We start from the raw sequence: 24,080 nt of genomic DNA, 5'->3' as shown, positions 1-24,080 counted from the left end.
ATGAGGAATTCAGGCCGGCTTGGCCGGTGAACGGAACACCGCTTTCGCGTGGCTGAAGGTACGGAAGCCATCGATGCCGTGATAAGCGCCCATGCCGCTCTGGCCGACGCCGCCAAACGGCAGGCTTTCGGTGCTGGCATGACTCATGACGCCGTTGAGGGTCACGCCACCGGAACAGGTGCGATTGAGCACCAGTGCCTCTTCGGTGGCGTCGTTGCCGAAGTAGTACAGCGCCAATGGACGCGGGCGCGCGTTGATGAACGCAATCACTTCGGCCAGGGTCTCGTAGGGTTTGATCGGCAGCAACGGACCGAAAATTTCATCCTGCATGACCCGCAAATCGTCACCGGGGTTGCGCAGCAGAGTTGGCACAATCTTGTTGCGCGTCGCCTCGCTGAAATCCTCGGCGGCCGGGTTCAGTTCGATCAGCTCGACACCCGCCTCGCGCGCTTCATTGAGGTAGCCCTGCAAACGTTCGAGATGCCGCGAGTTGATGATCGAGGTGTACTCGGGATTGTCCTTGAGCGTCGGCAGAAACCCGCCGACCACGGCTTTGGCCACGCTGATGAAAGCGTCCACCGACTCTTGCGGCACGAACACATAATCTGGCGCCACGCACAGCTGACCGGCGTTGAGCAGCTTGCCCACGACCACTTTGGTCACGGCGGACTTGAAGTCGGCGGTGCGGGAAATAATGGTCGGGGATTTTCCGCCCAGCTCCAGTGTCACCGGCACCAGGTTTTCCGCCGCCGCACGCAACACGTGTTTGCCGATGCTGGTGGCGCCGGTAAACAGCAAGTGATCGAACGGCTGGCCGCAAAATGCCTGGCCGACATCCGCGCCGCCCAACACCACCGCCACTTCCTCTTCGGCGTACACCGAACGGATCAGCCGCGCGATCAGCGCCGAGGTGTGCGGAGTGAATTCCGACGGTTTGATCATCACCCGGTTGCCGGCCGCCAATGCGCCCGCGAGACCGCTGAACACCATGAAGCCCGGCACGTTCCACGCCGTGACGATGCCAATCACACCCAGCGGCTGGTACTGAACCCAGGCTTCGCCCTGCTCGGTCTGACGCGCTTCGGGCTGCATCCATTCGGCCAGCCGGGCTTTGGTTTGCTTGAGCGTTGCCAGTGGCGACAGCACTTCGCTGCCCTTGGAAAAGCCAGGGCTGCGATGACCGAAGTCGGCGGTCAGGGCATCGATGATGTCCTGCTCGTGATCGACCAGCAGCCGGATCGCCCGGTCGATCAGTTCGCGGCGTTGCTCCACGCTGTAGGGTTCGCTGGCCAGATGGGCCACGCGCTGTTTTTCAAGGATCGTGCGGATGTCGGTGCTCGTCCAACTTTCGATGGCGCTCATCACTACCTCTCTTGTTGTTGTCTGGACGCCACCGCGTTTGCGCAGCACAGCGTCGGGCCTGGCTGCATGGTTGATCATCATGGGCGTGGCGCCGCCACCCGGATCAGGTGGGTGGCGCTGTCACGCAAGGATTCCCATCGCCTTGGCGCTGTTGATGGCCTGAGTACGACGGCAGGCGCCGAGTTTGACGTTGATGTTTTTGGCGTGGGTTTTCACTGTGTTCACCGAGATGAACAGCCGGCTGCCGACCTCACGCACCGACATGCCCTCGGCCAGCAGCTTGAGCACAGACACTTCGCGCGGGGTCAGGTCATCCTGGTAATCCGGCACGCCAGTCGCGCGCGCCACCAAAGGTTTGTCGATGTCATCATTGTGTTCGCGGGCGAAGATTCGTGCTTTCTGCCGGGCAATCGCCCCCTGATAGCAAGCGCTGTCGATGTTGGCCCACTGCATGCGGCGCTCCGCGTCGTGCAGCCAACCGTGCGCCTTTTCAAAGTCATCGGCGCGTGAGGCGATCTCCGACAACAGCACATACGCGTTCAACACAAACGGCGCGCAACAGTCGCGGACCTGCAGCAGCCCGGCTTGCAGCACCTGCTCCGCTTCAGTGAAATGGCCCATCTGCAACAACAACTCACCTTGCAGGAACATCACTCGCCCCAGCAGCGGGTACGTCTGCGTGCGGCTGACGGTCAGCCGCGCCAGCTCGCTGCGCAACAAGGCTTGCGCCTGATTCAGCTGCCCTTGCAGCAGCATCAGCCGCACCCGGTCGGTGTTGATCAACACTTCGGACTCGTAACTGCCTTGGCGCCGCGCCAGCTCCAGCGATTGTTCCAGCAGCGCCTGCGCCTCGGCCAGTTCTGCGCCGTTCATGGCGATGCGGGCCAACATGCATTGGCACAGCAACACCGACAGCCAATCCTGAGCCGACAGATGTTCAAGGGCGGCACGGCAATGCACCCGCGCCTGTTCGGCATGACCGCGCAGCGCGTGCAAGCAGCCGTACAACGCTTGCCAGTTCGCCAACAACCGTCGATGACGGCGCGGATCGGGCAACGGCAAAAAATGCCCGAGACGCTGCAGGCATTCTTCGGCTTCATCCAGCCGGCCGCTGAACAACAACGCCTTGGCCTGCAAGTAAATCAGGCGAGAACTGCTTTGCAGCAGTTGCGGTTCAATGCGTTCGCGCCAGTCCATAAGCCGGTTCAGGTGCCGCTCACTCAGAATCCAGCTCAGCCACAAGCGCTCCATGTAGGTGGCGGCCACCTCCGGCTGGTCGGCACACAGCGCCTGTTCGACTGCATCATCGACATGCCCCAGCACGCTGAGCAACTGGCAGGCGCGCAAGCGCAGCCGATTCAGCGGCGCGCCACCCAACCGGTCTTGCAGGGTCTGGGCAACCGCAGGCAACAACCGATACCAGCCTGGCTGATGGTCGATCGGGACCAGAAAGGCCTGCTCATCCAGCAGACTTTTGAACACCTGCGCGCCCTGCTGTCCTTCCCAGAGCTGATCGCACAGGTCGGCACTGGCCTTGGACAGATGCGCCAGGCCGAATAACACCGACTGTTGCTCTTCACTCAGGCGCGCCAGAAATTCACGTTCGAGGTAGGCGCCGAGCAACCCCGAGGGCAGCAAACGGACACCCGCGCACCATCCGCCAGTCTGGCACCACAGGGTTTCCCGTGTGGGTGTGTCAGTGTCAGGTGCCAATAGCGTGACCAGCGATTCGAATTCATCAGGACGCAGCGCCAGTTGCCGGGCATCCAGCTCCAGCAATTGGCCGGTCAGCATCAGGTGAGGCAAGTTCCAGTCGGGGCGCTGGCGGCAGGTGACCAGTATCTGCAGGTTGGGATTCTGGAGGGTCAGGAGTTGGTCGAACCAGTGGTTCAGATCGGCCGGCATCTCTGCCGGGAGGTCATCGAAGATTAGGAAAAGCCTGGAATCTTCATTGCCTGATACGGCTTCATCGCGAGCAAGCTCGCTCCCACAGTTGACCGCGCGCCCCTGTGGGAGCGAGCTTGCTCGCGATGGCGATATTCCTGCCAACTCGATCAACGCATCGAGCGCCGTTTCCGGTGCCCCGCCACATTCAACGACCAGCCGCGCACTCAATGACGTCAGGGTTTGCGACTGCCCCTCCAACCCCAACCAGATCACCCGCCCTGCCACCCCCTGCAAATACTCCCGCAACAAGGCTGTTTTCCCATAACCGGCAGGCGCGCAAAGCAGTTGCAAGCGGCGCTGCTCGCGCTTGAGTACGCTGCACAAATGCGGCCGTGGCACAAACATGGCGGACCTCGTGGATGGTTTGAGAGTGCCATCATTGAGCGTGCCAACGGTGAACGCGCCACCCACATCAGGTGGGTGCCGACCGAACGCACAACGCCCTGCGAACAGGGCGTTGTTTCAGCAAGGGCGAACGATCAGCGGATGCCGGCGTTACGCAGTGCCGACGGGGTGAAGTCGGTCATCTTGGCGGTCATGCCGTAGGTCGTCGCATGCTTGGCCTGGTTGGTCATCGCCAGCACGTTGTAGCGACCGGCGATCAAGTCATAAATCCCGAGCATCGCGAAGTTAGGGGCGCCACGCTCGTAATCGTTAACCGCATAACCCTCGGCCACTCGCCACAGTTGACCACGGCCGTCGTAATGATCGACTTCGGCCAGTTGCCAGGTATCTTCGTCAAAGTACATGTCGCGCTTGGCATAGACATGACGCTGCCCCGGCTTCAGCGTGGCCTCGACGTGCCAGACGCGGTGGAGCTCATAACGGGTCAGGTCCTGGTTAATGTGGCCCGGCTTGATGATGTCGTCGTACTTCACTTTCGGCGACTGCAAGCGGTAATTGTTGTACGGGATGTACAGTTCCTTTTTGCCTACCAGTTTCCAGTCATACCGGTCTGGGGCGCCGTTCATCATGTCGGTGTTGTCGGCGGTGCGCATGCCGTCTGAACCGTTGCCCGGACCGTCATAGGCCACTTGTGGCGCGCGTCGCACGCGACGCTGGCCGGCGTTGTAAACCCACGCCAGGCGCGGTTCCTTGACCTGGTCGATGGTCTCGTGGATCAGGATCACACTGCCGGCCATGCGCGACGGCGCGGTGATTTCCTGCTTGTAGTAGTAAAGAACGTTGTCGCCCTGCCCACCCTCTACGCCTTCCATCAACTGCGGAAACGCCAGCTTGTCCTCGTACTCGACGACGGAATAGGAACCGTTGGTTTGTGGCGCGGCCTGCGCCGCCTCACGCTCCATGTTGCCGCCGCGATAACGGTTGGTGTGGTTCCAGTACACCTCGACGCCGCTTTTCGGAATCGGGAACGGGTAGTAGCGGGTCTGGGAGAAGTTCAGCAGGCCGTTGCCGTCGGGTGTCAGTTGGGTGGTGACGGCACTTTTCTTGGCAATTTCATAGATGTTCGACGGTGCCGCGGCGGTACGCTGGGTCTTAAAAACCGGGATCTTGTAAGTGTCCGGGTAGCGCTTGAACATCGCCAGTTGGCCCGGGGTCAACTTGTCTTTGTACTGGTCGGCGTTGGCGGCAGTAATGACGAACTCAGGCTTCTCGCTGGCAAACGGGTCACCGAGAAAACCATTGTCGAGCGGCGCAGCACCGGGTTTCAAACCGCCGGTCCAGGCCGGGATGCTGCCGTTGGCATTGCCCTCTTTCTGAGCGCCCAACGGGGTCAGCGTGGTGCCCAGTTGAGCGGCTTCCTGAGGGGTGACAGCGGCCATGACACCACTGGCCAGCAGCGACAGGCTCAGTGCGCCGGCGTGCAGAAAAATACGTGCGTTCATGTTGAAGGTCCTCTGGCAGGGTTGCATCAGAAATTCACGCCGAAGCTGAGCGCAACGTAGTCGCGGTCGACGTTGGTGTTGAAGTCGCCACCGAAGTAGTTGGTGTAACTCAGGCTGGCGTTGTAGGTGTTCAGGTAATCGGCATCGACGCCCACGCTGACCGCTTTGGAGCCCTCGTCGAAGTTCGGCCCGTAGCCCTGAACGTCATGGGACCAGGCGATGTTCGGCGACAGGTTGATACCGGCGATCACGTTCTGGTAATCCAGCTTGCCGCGCAGTCGATAGCCCCAGCTGCTGCTGGTGTAAAAGCCGTCGTTGTTGCACTCCTGCGCCGGGTTGCTGGCGTTCGGCAGGCCCGCTGCGGTGCCTCGGCAGGTCGCCGCGCCGGCCGCACCCGGCAATTGACCGGAACCGAAGGCCGGGCTGCGACCGAAGCGCAGGTCCGTGCCATCAGCCTTGCCCAGGCCATTGATATGGTTGTAACCAACCTCTCCGACCACAGTCAGACGGCTGGCCCCCAGTACCTGATCAAAGAATTGGGTCGCGGTCACTTGGGCCTGAGTCACAGGCATGCGCTTGTAGCCGTTGACCTCTGCGCCCAGGTTGCGCCCGGCGAACCCGGTGGTGATCAGTGGTGAAGTGGCACCGAACGTCGCTGCCGACAGCAAGTCAGCGGTGTTCAGTTGTAGCGGCATGTTCGGCCGGTAGCTGACCTCACCGCCCAGCGACACGCCCTCGACGTTGGTCTGGAAGCTCAAGCCATACAGATGAATGTCTTCCGGGTAGTCGATGAAGTAACGGGCGCTGCGCGCCGACGCCACCCCGCCCGCCGGATTGCTCATCTGGGTGATGCTCAGGTACGGGTTGCGGCTGTGGTAGTTCATCGCGTAGGCGCCAAACTCGGTGTCGTTGGCTTCCGGCACAAACCAGCGCAGGGCCAGGCCGTACTGGCCACCGTCGCGCGCATCGTTGTCTTTGAGGCGTGGAATGAAGGCGTCGTCAGTCCCGGCCGCAATGGCCGCCAGGCTGCCGGTGTTCTTCGCCACACCCGGTGGCAGGTCGAGACCGGCGATCACCAGGCGATCGTCACAGCCTTGCGGAACACCGTCGTTGCCAAAGAATGTGCCGCAGTTGTCGACCACCGATTTGTCCCACTCCAGCTGGTAGAAACCTTCGGCGGTGATGTTGTCGGCAAGGCCTTGGGACACGTAGAGCAAGTTGACTGGTATCAACCCTTCCTTCACTTCCGCACCCGGGCGACGCAAGGCAGCAACGTCAATCGGGTTGATGCTGTTGATCGAGTTGCCGATGAACGTGCTCTCGCCCCAACTCACCACCTGCTTGCCGAGCCGCACGTTGCCGACCTGATCACCGATGTTGTAGTTGTGGTAGACAAAACTGTCGAGGAACATTGCCCCGGACGACTTGGCCGCGCGATCACGCCCGCTGTCGTTGATGTCGTAGAACGGACGGCTCTCGTCCATCAGTTCGAAGTCATACCAATATTTGCCGCGCACGAAGGCGCCGCTGTCGCCATATTTCAGCTCCAGGTCGTGCACACCTTTGAAGATCTTCGAGAAGGTTTCGCCCTTCTTGAAGTTCAGACGGTTGTCGTCGGTGGTACGCGAGGCGGACTTGCCACCGGTGACGCCCTGGGAGTTGAAGTTGGAAATGAACTGCTTGTCTGGGTCCGCCGCCGCCCAACTGGCGCCGATCGACAGCGAAGAATCGAATGTCCCTTGAATCTCCCCAATATTGAAATCAACCGCGTGAGCCTGTTGGCTCGTGCAAGTCCCAATCATTACAGCTACGGCCAGCAGACTTGGCTGAAAGACTCCGCGCGTTGTTGTTTTTGTCATGCGGTTCTCCGGTGAAGGATGAAGTGTTGGAGCGCCCATGCTAGCGGCGCTGCGGTGAGGTCCTGACACCCGAACGGGTGATTTGCATCAAGGGTTTGGCCTTGCATTTTTGTGGGGTAACGGCCCGGTTTGCGGGGTGCTCAGCGGCCGTTACCCTCGGTGACACTTACCCGGTAAACGTCGCGGGCCGCTTCTCGATAAACGCTGCCACCGCTTCTCGGTGATCGGCAGTCTGGTGGGACAGCACCTGAAAGGTCGCGGACATTTCCAGTAGCGTGTCGAGTCGGGTGTGCAAGGCTTCTCGCAACAAGCGTTTGGCCAGGCGCACCGCATGCGGCGGGTTGGCGGCGATGGCGGCGGCGATTTCCCGCGCGCTGTCCAGCAACTGGTCCGCTGGCACGACGCGCGACACCAGGTTCCATTGCTCCGCCTGACGGGCGTCGATCATTTGCCCGGTCAGGGTCAGTTCGGTCGCGCGGGACAGACCGATGATGCGGGGCAATAACCAGGCGCCACCGTCACCCGGAATGATCCCCAACTTGACGAAGCTCTCGGCGAACTTCGCTTGCTCCGACGCCACGCGGATGTCACACATGCACGCCAGGTCGAGACCGGCGCCGATCGCGGCACCGTTGACGGCCGCGATCACCGGCACTTCCAGATTGAACAGCGCCAGCGGCAAACGCTGGATGCCGGTGCGGTATTCCTGACGCAACTCCATACCCGACATCTGCGCGTAACGGTCCATGTCGCGAACGTTGCCGCCCGAGCAAAATGCACTGCCAGCACCGGTGATGATCACGGCGCGAACACTGCTGTCGCGCTCAATCCGCTCGATCGCTTCAAGGAACTCGGGCACGGCACTGTTGCCGGTCAACGGGTTGCGCCGCTCAGGGTCATTCATCGTCAGGGTGACGACATGCCCTTGCTGCTCGTACTTCAAAAACTGGCTCATGCGTGGGCTCCTTGGGTCAATTGAGGCGGTGTGACCAGACGAACGAACTCACTGGCGCAGACATTCGGTCGCGCCAACGCCGCTTGGCCGACGATGCCATTCCAGTAGGTTTCCGAGCCTTCGCTGAGGCGCCATTCATGCAGGCGTCGGGTGAACAGTTGCAGGTCAAGTTCCTCGGTCACGCCGATAGCACCGAACAAGGCATGCGCGGTGGCGGTTACAGACGGGACGGCCATGCTGCTGCGGGCCTTGGCGATGGCTGCCGGAATGAGCGCAGGCACGGCGAGATCGCCGGCAAAGGCCAATTCGGCCGCGATGCGCGAGGCCGCCACTTGCTCCGCCATGACGCTGAGTTGGTGCTGAACCGCCTGAAACTTGCCGATGGCTTTGCCGAACTGGACCCGGTCATTGCAATACTCGAGCGTCATGTCGAGCGCCCGCTCCATGGCCCCGGCGATGGTTGCCGCGTGAATTGCGGCGCTGAACCGGCGGACCTCTTCACCGTTGTTGCCCAGCGCTGCGCCGACAGCATCCTGCGGCCAATGCAGCGTCGCGCACTGGCTGGCGTGAACCCCTATGGGTTGACGGCGCGCCTGACTGCAATCGAGCAGCAGCAATTCACCGTCCAGGTTCACCAACGCAAAGTCGGCCAGCATGCCGTAGGCCACTCGCGGCACACACAGCACGCCGTCAGCCTGCCAATGGGCTGAGCCGGCCAGGGTCAGCCTGCCGGCCGGTACCCGCTGCGCGCAGTCACGCAGCAACGCGCGGGCGGCGATGCTCTGGGCTGCCGGCAGCGGCAATGCATGACGGCCGAAGGCCAGGAAGATCGGGAACAATGCGCTGAGCGCCAACCCTGCGCCGTCGGCCGCTTCCGGCGTCAGCAACTCCAGAAAACCGCCGTCTTCCAATGCGCTCCACAGCGCCTGCGCGCCATCACCGCTTTCAACCGAACGGACCTGCGCAGGCGTGCACAAGTCGCTCAGGATTTTTTCAATTGCTTCAGTGAACATGTCGTTGCTTCCTATTCGATGTGCATCAACGCAGCCCGAGCCCACGGGCGATCATGCCGCGCAGGATTTCCCGGGTGCCGCCGCGCAACGAGAAGGTCGGAGCGACCTGGTTGAGGTAAGCCACGGTGCGGTACAACGCCTCGTCGACCGGGGCATCCGGGTTAGCGCTGATCGCCGCGGCAATCGCCGCCGGGATTGCCTGCTCGAATTCGGTGCCGATGTCCTTGACCAGCGCAGCCTCCACCACCGGGCTTTCGCCCCTGGCGAGCAACGCTGTCAGCGCCAGCGAAAGGTTGCGCAGACTGGTCAGTTGGGTCAGGAAATTGCCTAGCAACGCGGTTTCGGCGGCGCTGGCACCGGTGCGGCGCAAGGTGTCGGCCCACAGGTCGAGCAACACAACGCTGGAGTAGAAGCGCTCCGGTCCGCTGCGTTCAAAGGCCAGTTCGGCGTTGACCTGTTTCCAGCCACTGCCCTCCTCGCCCACCAACGTGTCTTCGCCCAGCAGCACGTCGTCGAACGCCACTTCGGAGAAATGCGCATCGCCGGCGAGGTCGACAATCGGCCGCACGCTGATACCCGGTTGCTTGAGATCGATGATGAATTGCGAGAGCCCGTTGTGGCGGTCTTCAGGCGATCCGCTGGTGCGCACCAACGCAATCATGTAGTCGGCATGATGGGCGTTAGTGGTCCAGATCTTGCGCCCGCTCAAGCGCCAGCCACCCTCGCAACGGGTGGCGCGGCTGCGCACGCTGGCGAGGTCGGAACCGGAGTTTGGCTCGCTCATGCCAATGCAGAAGAATGCCTGGCCGGCGCAGATGCGCGGCAGGTAGAAGTCCTTCTGGGCATCGCTGCCGAACTTGAGGATCAACGGCCCGCTCTGGCGATCAGCGATCCAGTGCGCAGCCACCGGGGCACCGGCCGAGAGCAATTCCTCGACCAGTACAAAACGGCTGAACGCATCCAGCCCGGCACCGCCATACGCTGGCGGCAAGGTCAGACCGACCCAGCCACGCTGGGCCAGCTTGCGACTGAAGTCGGCATCGAAGCCGGTCCAGCTGCGGGCCCGCACATCGGCCGACGCCTCTGGCAGATGCGCTGCCAGAAAGGTTTTGACCTCTGTGCGAAAGGCTTGCGCGTGTTCCGGCAACGCAGTCAAACGGAAGGCGTCGAGCAGGCTGCTCACTGGCCACCTCCGTTGACTTTGCCGTACAGCGTCACCACACATGCGCCGCCCAGACCGAGGTTGTGCGCCATGGCCAGGCGTGCGCCCTCAACCTGACGCTGTTCGGCATTGCCGCGCAGTTGCTGGGTCAGCTCGTAGCACTGCGCCAGGCCTGTGGCCCCCAGCGGATGGCCCTTGGACAGCAGGCCGCCGGACGGGTTGACGACGATTTGCCCGCCGTAGGTGTTGTCGCCGTCCATCACGAATTTTTCTGCACCGCCTTCCGGGCAGAACCCCAGCGACTCGTAGCAGATCACTTCGTTCTGGGCGAAGCAGTCGTGCAGTTCGCAGACGTCGATGTCCTGCGGACCGACGCCGGCCTTCTCGTACACCTGGCTTACGGCAGCGTGGGTCATGTGCGTGCCGACCCAGTCGAGCATCGACGGCTTTTCGAAGTTGAAGGATTCAGGGGTGTCGGTGGTCATCGATTGAGCGACGATTTCCACGTCACGGCGCAGGCCATGCTTTTTGGCAAAACGTTCGGAAACCAGGATCGCCGCGGCACCGCCGCAGGTTGGCGGGCAGGCCATCAGGCGGGTCATGACGCCTGGCAGAATCACCGGGTCGTTCATCACGTCTTCGACGCTGAGCACCTTGCGAAACAATGCGAGCGGATTGTTGGCTGCATGACGGCTGGCCTTGGCGCGCACAGCGGCGAAGGTTTCCATTTTCATACCGTATTTCTGTATGTATTCGCGTCCGGCACCACCGAAGGTTCGGATGGCCTGAGCCATGCCCTCCATATCGGCGGTCAGGCCGCGCAGGATCGGCAGGAAACGCTCGCGGGTCGGCGGACGGTCGTCCCAATGGGATTTCAGTGCGCCAGCCTGCATCTGCTCGAAACCCACCGCCAGGACGCAATCGACTGAACCGGATTCGATGGCCTTGCGCGCCAGGTACAGCGCGGTGGAACCGGTCGAGCAGTTGTTGTTGACGTTGACCACCGGGATGCCGGTCATGCCGACTTCGTACAGCACGGTCTGACCGCAGGTGGAGTCGCCGTAGACGTAGCCGGCGTAGGCTTCCTGGATCAGGCTGTAATCAATCGACGCATCGGCCAACGCTCGGCGCACTGCTTCGGCGCCCATCTGCACGTAGGTCGGGCTGTCGCTGGGTTTGCGGAACGGGATCATGCCGACGCCGGCAACCAGTACTTTTTCGCTCATGGTGTCACCTGAAAAAATGAGGGGGAAAGGATCACAACTGGCGCGCAATGAGTTCGCGCAGCACTTCACTGGTGCCACCGAAGATGCGCGTTACGCGCATGTCGACGAAGGCGCGGGCAATCGGGTACTCCATCATGTAGCCGTAGCCGCCATGCAGCTGAACCATGTCGTCGATGCACTTACACAGGGTTTCGGTGGCGAACAGCTTGGCCAGCGCCGACTCCTGCACCGTCAGACGACGACGCATGTGCTCGCCGATGTAGTGATCGATCATCAGACGCACGGCGGTGGCCTGGGCCTTGATGTCGGCGAGCTTGAATTTGGTGTTCTGAAAGTCCCAGACGGTCTGGTTGAAGGCCTTGCGGTCCTTCACGTACTCGACGGTTTGCTCCAGCAGGCGTTCGAGCTTGGCGGCGCTGTACAGCGCGATCACCAGGCGCTCTTGCGGCAGCTCTTCCATCAGGTGCATGAAGCCTTTGTTTTCCTCACCGAGCAGGTTGCCCACTGGCACACGCACGTTGTCGAAGAACAGTTCGGCGGTGTCGGCGGCATGCTGGCCGACCTTTTCCAGCTTGCGCCCGCGACGGAAACCTTCACGGTTGCACTCGACCATGATCAGGCTGCAACCCTTGGCGCCGGCACTCGGGTCGGTCTTGCAGACCACCACGACCATGTCGCAGGTCAGGCCGTTGCTGATGAAGGTTTTGCTGCCGTTGATCACCCACTCGTCGCCGTCACGCACGGCGGTGGTGCGGATTGCCTTGAGGTCGGAACCGGTGCCGGGTTCGGTCATGGCGACGGCCAGAACGGTTTCACCGGTGCAGATTTTCGGCAGCCATTTGTGCTTCTGCTCTTCGGTGCCCAGACGCACGATGTAAGGCGCGGTAATGTCGGAGTGAACCCCCAGGCTCCAGCCCGACACACCGGCGCGGTACAACTCTTCGATCAACACCGCAGAGTGACCGAAGTCACCGCCGCCACCGCCGTATTCGGTCGGCACAGTGAGGCACAGCAGGTTGTGGCGACCGGCCTTGAGCCAGGTTTCCCGGTCGACCTGCCCGGCCTCGTCCCACTGCGCCTGCTTGGGCAGGCATTCACGCTCGAAGAAACGCCGCGCGGTTTCACGCAGCATTTCGTGGTCTTCACGGTAGACGGTACGGTTGATGTGCATCGGGATCTCCAGTGGATGGCCAGGCAGGCGTGCGCCTGGTTCGTAGGTCCACTGTATTGACGGGGGTGGTTCATGAGGCCACCCGGATCGGGTAGCACATGCCGGTGGCTAAAGGAATGAAGTTGGGAGGCGCAGCGCAGTACTCAGGAGGAGTGAGCCTGCTCGCGATAGCGGCGGTTTAATCAACATTGATGTTGAAGGTCAGACCGTCATCGCGAGCAAGCCCGCTCCCACAGGGGGGTTGGTTGTGGCTACTTGCGCAGTTCGCGCTTGAGGACTTTGCCGGCGGCCGAGAGGGGTAAGGTGTCGCGGAACTCGATGCTTTTTGGGCACTTGTAGCCGGCGATGAATTCGCGGCAGAACAGGCGCAGTTCCGCTTCGTCGACCTCGGCACCGGGCTTGCGCACCACTACGGCGTGCACCGCTTCGCCCCACTGCTCATGGGGGATGCCAATCACCGCGCACAACGCCACGGCGGGATGCCGTGCGAGGACGTTTTCAACTTCGGCCGAGTAAACGTTTTCGCCGCCGCTGACGATCATGTCCTTCAGCCGGTCGACGATAAACAGAAAACCCTGCTCATTCATGTAGGCCGCGTCGCCGGTGTACAACCAACCATCGCGCAACGCCTTGGCGGTTTCCTCGGGCTTGTTCCAGTAGCCGAGCATGATGTTCGGGCCGCGCACGATGATCTCGCCGACCGTGCCGCGTGGGACTTCATTGCCTTCGGGGTCGACAATCTTCACGTTCACGCCCAGTCCGCCACGCCCGACCGAACGCGACAAGCCGCTTTGGCGAGCTTGCGGGGTGTGGTTCCACGGCAGATTACTCGACACCACCGGACACGCCTCTGTCAGTCCGTAAGAGTGAGACAGCTCAATGTCCGGAAGCCGCGCCAGTAATTGCTCAACCATGTCGCCAGCGCTGGGCGACGCGCCGTAGGTCAGACGGGTCAGGCTGCTGAGGTCATGACGATCGAAATCGGGATGGGCCAACAGCGACAGGATCATGGTCGGCACCAACAGCGTCTCGGTGATCTGTTCGCGCTCGATAATGTGCAGCAACTCTTCAGCATCGAAGCCCGGCACCAGCACATGGGTCTCGCCGGCCAGAAACTGAATCAATGCTCGCGCCATACCCGCCACGTGGAACAGCGGCGCGACGTGCAACAACCGGCCGCCACGCACCGGCGGCATATCGACCATGCGCGGCATGCACGCCGACCACAGATTCAAATGCGACTGCATGACACCCTTGGGGAACCCGGTCGTGCCACCGGTGTACATGATGCAGGCGAGGTCATCGCCGCCGCGACCCGCGTCCTCGACTGGCGCAGCCTGCGCGATCATCTGCTCAAAGGAGAGCATGCCAGGCGGCGCATCACCCTCCCCGGCAAAAATGAACAGAGGCACCTGGCGGGCCGTGGCCCGGATGCCTTCGGCCAACGCTGCAAAATGCTCATCCACAATCAAAATTCCGGTGCTGCAATCGTCCAGCGAGTAGACGATCTCCGGCACGCTCCAGCGAATGTTCACCGGGTTGAGCACGCCACCGCCCCACCACACACCCATGATGTATTCCAGGTAATGATCAGAGTTGAGCGCCAGCATCCCGACCCGATCCCCCGCCGCCATGCCCAGCATTTGCAGGGCGCCGGCCAGGCGTGCAACGCGCTCGCCAAACTGACGATACGTCTGGCGCCGCTCACCGAAAATCGTCGCCAGATGATCCGGGTTCTGCTGCAACGTTCGTTGCAGGCATTGGGTCATGTACATGGCGTCTTGCCCTTCCAGGTGGTGAACACACCGTTGGCCCGCAACACCAGGCGCTCGCCTACCTTTAACAGGCAGCTGGCGTTGATGAACGTGGCGCCGGTCTTGAGTACGTCCACATGCGCTTCCAGCCAATCACCTTCGTGCACCGGACCGATGTAATCGACATTCAAATTGACCGTCACCGCCACCGACTGCGACACCGACTCACGCCGCAAAATGACGCCAAAGGCACTGTCCGCCACCGTGGCGAGAAACCCTCCATGGGCGATGCCCACGTAATTGAGATGCTGGGGTTCAAGGCGCACCGCCAGGATCGGGCGCTCGTCGTGGACGTAGAAGTCACCGCAATTGCGCAGGAAACCCGAGCGTCTTTCCAGCGCTTTGAACCCGTCGGGAGTCATTGCCTCGCTCTTCTCCAGCGCCATCAACTCACCCCCCGATCCTTGCCGGCCCAGAAGGGTTCGCGCAGGTCGCGCTTGAGCACCTTGCCGGCACCGGACAGCGGCAGTGCTGCACGGAACTCGACCGATTTCGGCGTCTTGTAGCCGGCAATCCGCCGCCGGCAGTGTTCGATGATCTCTGCACCAACGGCCTCGCGATCCGGTTTGAGCACGATCACCGCATGGACCGCCTCGCCCCACTGCGCGCAGGGAATACCGATCACCGCGCAAGCCGCAACGGCCGGGTGACTGGAAATCGCACTTTCGACTTCACCTGAATAAACGTTCTCGCCACCGCTGACAATCATGTCCTTGAAGCGGTCGACGATGTAGATGTAACCGTCGTCGTCCATGTAGGCACCGTCGCCGGTGTGCATCCAGCCGCCACGCAGGGCTTGGGCGGTTTCTTCGGGTTTGTTCCAGTAGCCGAGCATGATGTTCGGGCCACGGACCAGCACTTCGCCGACCGTGCCCCGTGGCACTTCGTTGTCATGTTCATCGACGATACGCACCGTCACGCCCAGCCCCGTGCGGCCGGCCGAACGCAAGCGGCCATTGGCAATCCCTTCAAGGCTGTGGTTTTCCGGGCCGTTGGCAGAGATCGGCGGTGCGGCTTCGGTCATGCCATAACCCTGGACAAATTCCACGGTCGGCAAGACTTTAAGGGCCAGTTCCAGCAGCGGCACGGCAATCGGCGAGGCGCCGTAGGTCAGGCTGCGCAGGCAACTCAGATCATGGCTGGCAAACTCCGGGTGCATGATCAACGCCTGCAACATGGTCGGCACAATCAGGATGTCCGTGATGCGCTCGCGCTCGATGGTGCGCATCACGTCCGGCGCATCGAACGCCGGAACGAAGAGGTTCGGCAAGCCGAGCAGCGAGATCAGAATCACCCGCGACATCGCCGCCATGTGGAACATGGGCGCAATGTGCAAGGTCAGCGCATCGGCGGGTACCGGCACATCGGCGGCGCGGGCCACGGCGGCCGTCCACAGGTTCATGTGCGACAGCATCACCCCTTTGGGCAGGCCGGTCGTGCCGCCGGTGTACATGATGCTCGCCAGGTCTTCACCACCGCGAAAGGCGTCGTCGACCGGCTCGGCATCACGGATCAGTTGTTCGTAAGACAGCATGCCCTCAGGCGCGGGACCGTCGCCGACATGGATCAACAGCGGCCGTACTTTGGCGCTGCCGGCGATCGACTCGGCCATCGGCAGGAAGGTGTCGTCGATCATCAGGATGCGCGTGTCGCAGTCGTCCAGCGAATAGACGATTTCCGGCACGCTCCAGCGGATGTTCACCGGGTTGACCACACCACCGCCCCACCAGGTGGCCAGGTAATACTCGAGAAAACGGTCGGAGTTCAGACCGAGCAAGCCCACGCGGTCGCCGGTGTGCATGCCCAGTCGCTGCAAGGCACCGGCCAGTCGGGCCACGCGGCCGGTCAGTTCGGCGTACGTGTGGCGCCGGTCGCGAAAGACCGTCGCGAGGGCGTGAGGTCGTTGCTGCAGGACGCGATGCAACCCTTGGGTCAGATACATGGTGGTTTCCTGTGAATTATTGTTGTCAGGGAGGACGTATCGCGAGGCGTCAGGCGCCGATGTAGCGAGGTGTGCGTTGCTCGACTTGGGCCAGGCGCCCTTCGGAGTGGTCCTGGCTATCGCGCAGCAAGCCCCAGTGCAAGTGGGCCTGAATCACAAAATCCCGAGGCGTCAGGTGCGCGGTCTGCACCGCCAGTTGCTTGATCGACTGCACCGCCAATGGACCATTGGCGGCAATCCGTTCGGCCAGGTTGAGCGCGGCGGACATCAACCGGTCTTGCGGCACCACGTCGATGATCAGCCCAATGCGCAGGGCTTCCTGGACGCTGATCGGCTCACCGGTCAGGGCCATTTTCATGGCGTGGGCGGCGGGCACTGCACGCAGCAGGTACTGCACGCCACCTGCCGCAGGAATAGTTGCACCCCTCACTTCGGGCAAGCCGAACGTGGCGGTGTCGGCAGCGATTCGCAGGTCACATTGCAGTGCCAGCTCAAACCCGCCCCCCAGGCAGGCACCGTTGACGGCGGCGATCACCGGTTTCCAGATCTCCAGATCGCTGAGGTCGAACAGGCGCGCATAACCGCCCTCCTCGGCTTCGGTCTCGCGGCTTTTCAAGGCCCCGGCGACAAAACCGGGCAGTACTCGCGAGGGTTCGCGCTGGCTGGCGCCACAGCAAAACACTCGATCCCCTGCGCCGGTCAGCACGATGACCCGGATCTGCTCGTCATCCTGGCAAGCCACCAGCGTTTTACGCAGGTGCATGAGGTCGCTGATGGTCAGCGCATTGTTCGACGGTTGCGCATCGAGCGTGATGACCGCCACGTGCTCGATGATCTTGAACTGAATGGCCATGGGCTAACTCCTGCGCTCCGGGATTTCTCTGTGTTTTTTGTTGTTATGAGGCGGCTGTCAGGCCTTGAAGCCCAGGCCCAGCTCACGCAGACGTTCGATGGCCACGGAGTCAAATCCCCAGTCGCGCAATGCCGCGTCGCCGTGTTCGCCACGTTGCGGCGCCGGTCGCGGCTGAGCCGAAGGGGTGCCCTGAAAACGCGGAGCCGGCACGGGTTGAACCACGCCGTCGACCTCGATGAAACTGCCGCGTGCGACGCTGTGGGGATGCTCGACGGCTTCGGCAAAACCGAGCACCGGCACGACACACGCGTCACTGTTTTGGAACGCTTCGGCCCATTGCGCCCGGGTGCGACTGAGGAATGCCGTCGTAAACGCTTCACGCAATCGCGGCCAGCCGGCCCGGTCGTGTTGACCCGGAAGATCGGCATTGGTCAGCCCGAGGATTTCCAGCATTTGCCCGTAGAAACGCGATTCAATCGGTCCGATCGACATGTACTGGCCGTCGCGGGTTTCATAGGTGTCGTACCAGGGCGCGCCACCATCGAGCAGGTTGCTGCCGCGCTGTTCGGTCCAGTGACCACCGGCCAACAGGCCCCAGATCACCGAGCCCAATTGCGCCGCGCCTTCGGTCATGGCCGCATCGACCACTTGCCCGGCGCCGCCACGCTGCACATTGACCAATGCAGCCAGTACGCCCATCGCCAGCAACATGCCGCCACCGCCGTAGTCGCCTACCAGATTCAGTGGCGGCACCGGCCGACCGCCCGCCGGGCCAATCGCGGAGAGCACGCCAGACAATGCGATGTAGTTCAGGTCATGACCGGCGCGATCCGCCATCGGCCCGGTCTGCCCCCAACCGGTCATGCGCGCATAAACCAGACGCGGATTGCGCGCCAGTGCGACCTCGGGCCCAAGGCCGAGGCGCTCCATGGTGCCGGGGCGGAAACCTTCGATCAGCACGTCCGCGCGCTCAATCAGTTCCAGGGCGGCGGCGATACTCTCAGGGTTCTTCAGGTCAAGGGTGACCGAGCTGCGATTACGACCGGTGATGTCCTTGCGCTTGCCTTCAAACTTGGGGCCCAGGTCACTTGCGGCGACCGGACGATCGATCCGCACCACGTCGGCGCCCATGTCGGCCAACAGCATCGTGCCAAACGGCGCCGGGCCGATTGCTTCAAATTCCACCACCCGAATACCGCTCAGTACACCCATTGCTGCCACTCCACTGTGCTGACGGAGCGCGAGGCACTCCTGTTTTTATGCCTTCCAGTAGATCAATCCCTGCCTCACCAACGACCACCCGGATCGGGTGGCAATGATCAAACACAGGGCCAAGACATGCGGGCGGTGCGTTACACTCCTGTGGATCCACCGCACGCCCATAACAAAAAAGATTCGGACAGCCCCATGGACAAACCCCGCAAGTCCAATGCCTCGGACACGCCCGTCAGTCAGGTCTTGAAACCGACGCAGTCGCCTATCGTCAGCACCAAGCTGATCCCGCCGCGCAGCGCCGGGCGCCTGGTTTCTCGCGAACGGTTGCAGGACCAGATGCTCAAGGCGCGCCGCCAGCGTTGCATCGTGCTCAAGGGGCCGGCGGGTTGCGGCAAGACCTCGACCCTGATCGCCTGGCGTCAGGCATTGTTGCCACTGGGCTTCGATGTGGCCTGGCTGACCTTGTCGGCGGATGACAATGAACTGACGCGCTTTCTCGACTATTTGCTGGCCAGCCTGGCCCAGATCGATCCGAATCTGGTGCGCGAAGCCACGCAGCTGGAAGGTCGAGGCATCGACAGTGAAGCGGTGGAACGCACGATCATCACGTTGGTACGCAGCATCGCCAGTCGTTCCCGTGAACTCGTGCTGGTGCTCGACGACCTGCATCACTTGACCGACGTCGGAATCCATCAGGCCCTGCAATGGCTGATCGATTACGCACCGGCCAATCTGCACCTGGCGCTGGTCTCGCGCAGTGCGGTGCCGCTATCGCTCGCGCGTTTGCGCAGCCAGGAGCTGGTGCTGGAATTGAACTTGCGGGACTTGCGTTTCACTCCGGTCGAATCCGAACAATTTCTCAAGGCCCAGTTGGGTGACATCACCGCCCACGAAGCCAAGCTGATGCATGAGCTGACCGATGGCTGGGTGGCCGGGCTGCAACTGCTTGCCGTCAGCCGCAAGAAAAACCGCCCGAGCGCCGCCACGCCCGATCAGACACAGGTTCGGGACGATCAGGCGTTTGCCCGTTTTTTTGAAGTCGAAGTGCTGTCCCATCTGTCGCCGACGGACCTGGATTTAATGCTGCTGATGGCGGTCTGCAACCGATTCTGCGCCTCGTTGTGCGCCGCCCTCAGTGGCAACCCGGAAGCAGTCGGCAATGCCAATGCCCTGCTCGCGCGGCTGGAACGGGACAACCTGTTCCTGATTCCGGTGGACGGTGCCGGGCGCGAAACCTGGTATCGCCTGCACCCGCTGCTGCGCGAAACCCTGCTCAAGTATTTCGATTCGCGCAGCGCGACCGAACAACAGGCGGTGCACGCCAGGGCGTGGGCCTGGTTCCGTGACCAGCAGCATCTGGATGAAGCGGTGCACCACGCGGTCATGGCTGGCGACCCCGACTCTGCTGCTGACCTGGTGCAACAACACGCCGAGACGCTGTACGCCCACGGCGACCTGCGCATGTTGATCGAGCTGGTGCGGTTGCTGCCGGTCGAGCAAGTACAGGCACGGGTGAAACTGCGCATCCTCAAGGCCCGCATGCAACTGTATGCGCGGGACTTCACGGCGTGCGCCAGAAGCCTCGATCAGTTATTCAACGACGTGCCTGAAAGCGATGTCCATGACCGTTTCATGATCGCGCTGTTGCGCGCCTCCCTGGCCTTGCAACGTGACGACACCGACGCGGCAATGACGGTCCTCCCACAATTGCTCAGCCCGCCACCCGGCAGCAACAGCGTTGCCATTGGCTCGTGCGCCAACATCCTGTCCTGGCTCTACATGCACAGGGGCGAGTATGAAAAGGCGCGTCAGGTGCAACTGGACCGGCCGGCATTGCTGATCAATGGCGAACCGTTTCTCGGGACCTCGGCCGGTAGCCTTCAGGGGCGCTGCATGATCGGCTTGAGCCACGCCATCGAAGGTCAGATGAAGCAGGCGGAGCGGGTTTACCGGGATGTGATGCACGAAGCCGCTCAATGCGGCAAGGCCGGGGCCGACGCGACTTACCTGTCCGCAGCGTTGCTGGGCGAGGTGCTTTACGAAACCAATGATGTCGATGCGGCGTTTAAGCTGCTGTCAGGCTGGGTCGATATTCTGGAGCGGATCTCGATTCCAGACTCGGTACTGCGCGTGATGCAAGTGCTGTGGAATGTGCAATGGCTGGCGGGTAATCATCAGGAAGCCCTGGCCTATGTCGAGCGGCTCGATGAATACGCGATCAAGCTCGGCCTGGAACGCCTGCAAGCGTACTGCCTGACCTGGCAGGTTCGATGGCTGTTGATACTGGGTGAGCCGGCGCAGGCCCAGGCCAAACTGACGCGCCTGGAAGCGATTGATGCGCGCCACCCGGATGCCGGGCATACGGCGCTCAAGGAAATCCATATCCTGGCCGAGAATGCGCGGGCACGTTGGCAGCTGCATCAAGGCGACCTGGACGGTGCGTTAGTGCGCATTGAACAACTGATCAAAACCTGCGAGTCGCACCGCCGCCAATTGGGCACGGTGCGGTTGCTGGTCTTGAGTGCCGTGATCGAATCGAAGCGCGGCAACCCGGACGCCGCGCGCGACAAGGTCATCGAAGCGTTGCGGCGAGGGCAGCGCTTCGGGTTGTTGCGCAGCCTGCTCGACGCCCACCCGGAGGCACTGGACTTGATCTCGCAGATCGCCAGCAAAGAAACCCTGGACCCATTGCTGGCGTTTTATGTCGAGCGTTTGCAAGCGGCCCGGGTCACCGCACCGGCCGTACCCGCCGACAAACCCTCCCCGACCGCCACCGGCAAAGCCCTCGCCGCCGGCATGGAGCCCTTGAGTGAACGGGAAATTGAAGTCGTGCGCCTGCTGGCCCAAGCGTTGCCCAACAAGAAAATCGCCCGGGCACTGGGGCTTTCCCCGGAAACCGTGAAATGGCACCTGAGCCACATCTACAGCAAACTCGGCGTCAACAGCCGTGATGAAGCGGTGGCACGGGTGAGGGATCTGGAATCCCAGGACAGTGCCAACGCCCGCCACTGAATTTCCAGTTAAACAAAATCCCTGTGGGAGTGAGCCTGTTCGCGATGGCGGTGGTTCAGCCAACGTCGATGTTGAAGGTCAGTCCGTCATCGCGAGCAAGCTCGCTCCCACAAGGGATTGTTGTCGTTCATAAATGCTCTGTTCGCCGAAGATCCAGTGTGGGCGCGGTGATATCTGATTATTGATTTTTGCCTTGCCACCCACCTCGGGTGGCGTTCCGGTCTGTCCCCCGCCCTATCGTAACCCTCAGTCCAACGGCGCAACTTGCGCCTTGCATCAGCGCCAGGCCCCAGCAGGCCGGCCCGTGATCACTGAGGAGTCTTGCGTGCATATCGCCCGAACCGTTTTCCGCGACGACCATGAAATGTTCCGCACCACCGTGCGCCGTTTTTTCGAGCGCGAATGCCTGCCACGTCAGGCGGCCTGGGATGACGCCGGTCAGGTCGACCGCGAAACCTGGCTCAAGGCCGGTCGCGAAGGGTTGCTCGGCATCACCCTGCCTACCGAATACGGGGGTGGCGGCGGTGATTTCGGCCATTGCGCGGTGTTCAACGAAGAATTCGCCCGAGCCGGCGTGAGCGGCCCCTACTTCGGCATGCATTCCGACGTGATTGCCCCTTACATCAATCGCTGCGGCAACGACGAACAGAAACAAAAGTGGCTGCCCGGCATCTGTACCGGCGAGATCATCCTGGCCATCGCCATGACCGAGCCCGGCACCGGCAGTGACCTCAAGGCTGTGCGCACCACCGCCGTGCGCGACGGCGATGAGTATGTGATCAACGGCAGCAAGACGTTCATCAGCAACGGCCTGACCGCCGACCTGGTCATCGTCGTGTGCAAGACCGACCCGGCGGCCGGCGCCAAGGGCATCAGCCTGATTGCCGTGGAGGCCAACCGCGAAGGCTTCAAGCGTGGCCGCAAACTCGACAAGGTGGGCCAGCACGCACAAGACACCGCCGAGTTGTTCTTCGACAACGTGCGCGTGCCGGTCGGCAACCGTCTCGGCGAAGAAGGCCTGGGCTTCACCTACCTGATGGGCGAACTGCCGCAAGAGCGCTTTTCCATCGCCGTGTCCGCCGCCGCCAAACTGGAGCGTTTGCTGGAACAAACCGTGGACTACGTGAAGGACCGCAGAGCCTTCAACCAGACGGTCTGGGACTTCCAGAACACCAAGTTCAAGCTCGCCGACATCAAGGCCCAGGCCACCGCCATGCGGGTGATGGTCGACCATTACCTGGGCGAGCACATGCGCCGGCGCCTGACTCTGGAGGAAGCAGCCATCGCCAAACTCTACACCACCGAAACCCTATGGAAATGCATCGACGACATGGTCCAGCTGCATGGCGGCTACGGCTACATGATGGAGTACCCGATTGCCCGCGCCTTCGTCGACATGCGCGTCAACCGCATCTATGGCGGCACCAGTGAAGTCATGCGCGAATTGATCGCGCGCAAGCTCTGACCCTCTAAAACAACAAGGAAAATCACGATGAGCAATAAGGTATTCGTTGGCGGCGTCGGCATGATCCCGTTCAAGAAACCGGGGACCAATGAGTCCTACGATGTCATGGGCGAACAGGCGATCCGCCAGGCCCTGGCCGACTCGGGCCTGGACTTCAATGACATCCAGCAGGCCTACGCCGGTTACGTCTACGGCGACTCCACCTGCGGCCAGAAAGCGTTGTACCGCGTGGGCATGACCGGCATTCCGCTGATTAACGTCAACAACAACTGCGCCACCGGTTCCAGCGCACTGTTCCTGGCTCGCCAGGCCGTCCAAAGCGGCGCGGTCGAGTGTGCCCTGGCGTTTGGCTTTGAACAGATGAACCCCGGCGCACTGAAATCTGCCTGGAGCGACCGTGCACCGGCTACCGAGCGTGCCCTGCAACTGGCCGATGAACTGATCGGCATGCCGGACCTGCCCAACGCCATCCGCCAGTTCGGCGGCGCTGGCTACGCGCACATGCAGAAGTACGGTACCCAGCTGGAAACCTTCGCCAAGATCCGCGCCAAGGCCAGCCGTCACGCGGCCAACAATCCGCTGGCGGTGTTCCGCAACGTGGTCAGCACCGAAGAAGTCATGGCCGCGCCGATGTTGTGGGAAGGCGTAATGACCCGCCTGATGGCCTGCCCGCCGACCTGCGGCGCAGCGGCCGCCATTGTCGTGTCCGAAGCGTTCGCGAAAAAACACGGTCTGCGCACCGACGTGTTGATCGCCGGTCAGGCGCTGACCACCGACCTGCCGAGCACCTATGACGCCAAGGACATGATCCGCGTGGTCGGTTTCGACATGACGCGCATGGCCGCTGACATCGCTTACAACCAGGCCGGCATCGGCCCGAAAGACATCGACGTGATCGAGTTGCACGACTGCTTCGCGCAGAACGAACTGCTGACCTACGAAGGCCTGGGCCTGTGTGCCGAAGGTGGCGCCGAAAAACTGGTCAACGATGGCGACAACACCTACGGCGGCCAATGGGTGACCAACCCGTCCGGCGGCCTGCTTTCCAAGGGCCACCCGCTGGGCGCCACCGGCCTGGCCCAATGCTACGAGCTGACCCACCAATTGCGCGGCACCGCCGAGCAACGTCAGGTGCAGGACGCCCGCATCGCCGTGCAACACAACCTCGGCCTGGGCGGCGCCTGCGTGGTGACCGTGTACCAGAAAAACTGACGCGCCCGGCATTCAAAGGAGCCAT

17 protein-coding genes are annotated in these 24,080 nt (G+C 62.2%); 3 read left to right on the top strand and 14 right to left on the bottom strand.

From position 1 onward, the window contains the following. Nucleotides 1-9 precede the first annotated feature (9 nt). From J2X66_RS19920 to J2X66_RS19855, 14 genes are all read right to left on the bottom strand, one after another. On the bottom strand, nt 10-1,362 hold the full coding sequence (locus J2X66_RS19920) for a coniferyl aldehyde dehydrogenase (RefSeq protein WP_310267435.1): 1,353 nt from the start codon (nt 1,360-1,362) through the stop codon (nt 10-12). Nucleotides 1,363-1,482: 120 nt separating this feature from the next. Continuing rightward, a complete protein-coding gene (locus tag J2X66_RS19915) occupies nt 1,483-3,654 on the bottom strand; it encodes a LuxR C-terminal-related transcriptional regulator (RefSeq protein WP_310267433.1) in 2,172 nt (723 codons plus the stop codon). 134 nt (nt 3,655-3,788) lie between these two features. Further along, on the bottom strand, nt 3,789-5,156 hold the full coding sequence (locus tag J2X66_RS19910; RefSeq protein WP_310267431.1) for a DUF1329 domain-containing protein: 1,368 nt from the start codon (nt 5,154-5,156) through the stop codon (nt 3,789-3,791). Nucleotides 5,157-5,182: 26 nt separating this feature from the next. Further along, the gene (locus J2X66_RS19905) at nt 5,183-7,015 is read right to left on the bottom strand and encodes a DUF1302 domain-containing protein (protein WP_310267429.1); all 1,833 of its coding nucleotides are present in this window, start codon (nt 7,013-7,015) and stop codon (nt 5,183-5,185) included. 166 nt (nt 7,016-7,181) lie between these two features. Further along, a complete protein-coding gene (locus J2X66_RS19900; RefSeq protein ID WP_310267427.1) occupies nt 7,182-7,970 on the bottom strand; it encodes a crotonase/enoyl-CoA hydratase family protein in 789 nt (262 codons plus the stop codon). After that, complete coding sequence (locus tag J2X66_RS19895) at nt 7,967-8,983, bottom strand: acyl-CoA dehydrogenase family protein (protein ID WP_310267425.1); 1,017 nt, start codon at nt 8,981-8,983, stop codon at nt 7,967-7,969. The genes J2X66_RS19900 and J2X66_RS19895 overlap by 4 nt, the downstream gene beginning before the upstream one ends. 25 nt (nt 8,984-9,008) lie before the next feature. Beyond that, nucleotides 9,009-10,166 carry an acyl-CoA dehydrogenase family protein gene (locus tag J2X66_RS19890; RefSeq protein ID WP_310267423.1) on the bottom strand — a complete coding sequence of 386 codons (1,158 nt, stop codon included), beginning with the start codon at nt 10,164-10,166 and terminating at the stop codon, nt 9,009-9,011. Continuing rightward, the gene (locus J2X66_RS19885) at nt 10,163-11,371 is read right to left on the bottom strand and encodes a lipid-transfer protein (protein ID WP_310267421.1); all 1,209 of its coding nucleotides are present in this window, start codon (nt 11,369-11,371) and stop codon (nt 10,163-10,165) included. Before J2X66_RS19885 ends, J2X66_RS19890 begins: the two co-directional genes overlap by 4 nt. Before the next feature lie 31 nt (nt 11,372-11,402). After that, on the bottom strand, nt 11,403-12,542 hold the full coding sequence (locus J2X66_RS19880) for an acyl-CoA dehydrogenase family protein (protein WP_310267419.1): 1,140 nt from the start codon (nt 12,540-12,542) through the stop codon (nt 11,403-11,405). Nucleotides 12,543-12,793: 251 nt separating this feature from the next. After that, complete coding sequence (locus tag J2X66_RS19875; RefSeq protein ID WP_310267417.1) at nt 12,794-14,317, bottom strand: long-chain fatty acid--CoA ligase; 1,524 nt, start codon at nt 14,315-14,317, stop codon at nt 12,794-12,796. After that, a complete protein-coding gene (locus tag J2X66_RS19870) occupies nt 14,308-14,718 on the bottom strand; it encodes a PaaI family thioesterase (protein WP_310267416.1) in 411 nt (136 codons plus the stop codon). The genes J2X66_RS19875 and J2X66_RS19870 overlap by 10 nt, the downstream gene beginning before the upstream one ends. Nucleotides 14,719-14,741: 23 nt before the next feature. Then, complete coding sequence (locus J2X66_RS19865) at nt 14,742-16,418, bottom strand: long-chain fatty acid--CoA ligase (RefSeq protein WP_310268380.1); 1,677 nt, start codon at nt 16,416-16,418, stop codon at nt 14,742-14,744. Further along, a complete protein-coding gene (locus tag J2X66_RS19860) occupies nt 16,348-17,151 on the bottom strand; it encodes an enoyl-CoA hydratase-related protein (RefSeq protein WP_310267414.1) in 804 nt (267 codons plus the stop codon). Before J2X66_RS19860 ends, J2X66_RS19865 begins: the two co-directional genes overlap by 71 nt. 57 nt (nt 17,152-17,208) lie before the next feature. Beyond that, nucleotides 17,209-18,363, bottom strand: coding sequence for a CaiB/BaiF CoA-transferase family protein (locus tag J2X66_RS19855; protein WP_310267412.1), 1,155 nt, complete (start codon nt 18,361-18,363; stop codon nt 17,209-17,211). Nucleotides 18,364-18,558: 195 nt separating this feature from the next. On the opposite strand from J2X66_RS19855, the gene J2X66_RS19850 reads away from it, so the two are divergent. From J2X66_RS19850 to J2X66_RS19840, 3 genes are all read left to right on the top strand, one after another. Next, on the top strand, nt 18,559-21,378 hold the full coding sequence (locus J2X66_RS19850; protein ID WP_310267410.1) for a LuxR C-terminal-related transcriptional regulator: 2,820 nt from the start codon (nt 18,559-18,561) through the stop codon (nt 21,376-21,378). 364 nt (nt 21,379-21,742) lie between these two features. Further along, on the top strand, nt 21,743-22,843 hold the full coding sequence (locus J2X66_RS19845; RefSeq protein WP_310268377.1) for an acyl-CoA dehydrogenase family protein: 1,101 nt from the start codon (nt 21,743-21,745) through the stop codon (nt 22,841-22,843). Between the two features lie 27 nt (nt 22,844-22,870). Then, nucleotides 22,871-24,055, top strand: coding sequence for a lipid-transfer protein (locus tag J2X66_RS19840; protein ID WP_310267408.1), 1,185 nt, complete (start codon nt 22,871-22,873; stop codon nt 24,053-24,055). Nucleotides 24,056-24,080: the final 25 nt, after the last annotated feature.

The sequence above is a fragment of the Pseudomonas sp. 3296 genome (assembly GCF_031456615.1).
GTDB lineage: Bacteria > Pseudomonadota > Gammaproteobacteria > Pseudomonadales > Pseudomonadaceae > Aquipseudomonas > Aquipseudomonas mucoides.
Note: the sequence above shows the minus strand (reverse complement) of the source record. Positions and strands in the feature narration are given on the sequence as shown.

Excerpts from the sequence above, each read along its gene's own strand:
- J2X66_RS19905 (WP_310267429.1), bottom strand. The coding sequence starts at position 7,015 with ATGACAAAAACAACAACGCGCGGAGTCTTTCAGCCAAGTCTGCTGGCC.
- J2X66_RS19870 (WP_310267416.1), bottom strand. The coding sequence starts at position 14,718 with ATGACTCCCGACGGGTTCAAAGCGCTGGAAAGACGCTCGGGTTTCCTG.
- J2X66_RS19920 (WP_310267435.1), bottom strand. The coding sequence starts at position 1,362 with ATGAGCGCCATCGAAAGTTGGACGAGCACCGACATCCGCACGATCCTT.
- J2X66_RS19855 (WP_310267412.1), bottom strand. The coding sequence starts at position 18,363 with ATGGGTGTACTGAGCGGTATTCGGGTGGTGGAATTTGAAGCAATCGGC.
- J2X66_RS19875 (WP_310267417.1), bottom strand. The coding sequence starts at position 14,317 with ATGTACATGACCCAATGCCTGCAACGAACGTTGCAGCAGAACCCGGAT.
- J2X66_RS19850 (WP_310267410.1), top strand. The coding sequence starts at position 18,559 with ATGGACAAACCCCGCAAGTCCAATGCCTCGGACACGCCCGTCAGTCAG.
- J2X66_RS19845 (WP_310268377.1), top strand. The coding sequence starts at position 21,743 with ATGTTCCGCACCACCGTGCGCCGTTTTTTCGAGCGCGAATGCCTGCCA.
- J2X66_RS19895 (WP_310267425.1), bottom strand. The coding sequence starts at position 8,983 with ATGTTCACTGAAGCAATTGAAAAAATCCTGAGCGACTTGTGCACGCCT.
- J2X66_RS19910 (WP_310267431.1), bottom strand. The coding sequence starts at position 5,156 with ATGAACGCACGTATTTTTCTGCACGCCGGCGCACTGAGCCTGTCGCTG.
- J2X66_RS19860 (WP_310267414.1), bottom strand. The coding sequence starts at position 17,151 with ATGGCCATTCAGTTCAAGATCATCGAGCACGTGGCGGTCATCACGCTC.
- J2X66_RS19885 (WP_310267421.1), bottom strand. The coding sequence starts at position 11,371 with ATGAGCGAAAAAGTACTGGTTGCCGGCGTCGGCATGATCCCGTTCCGC.
- J2X66_RS19840 (WP_310267408.1), top strand. The coding sequence starts at position 22,871 with ATGAGCAATAAGGTATTCGTTGGCGGCGTCGGCATGATCCCGTTCAAG.
- J2X66_RS19915 (WP_310267433.1), bottom strand. The coding sequence starts at position 3,654 with ATGTTTGTGCCACGGCCGCATTTGTGCAGCGTACTCAAGCGCGAGCAG.
- J2X66_RS19900 (WP_310267427.1), bottom strand. The coding sequence starts at position 7,970 with ATGAGCCAGTTTTTGAAGTACGAGCAGCAAGGGCATGTCGTCACCCTG.
- J2X66_RS19880 (WP_310267419.1), bottom strand. The coding sequence starts at position 12,542 with ATGCACATCAACCGTACCGTCTACCGTGAAGACCACGAAATGCTGCGT.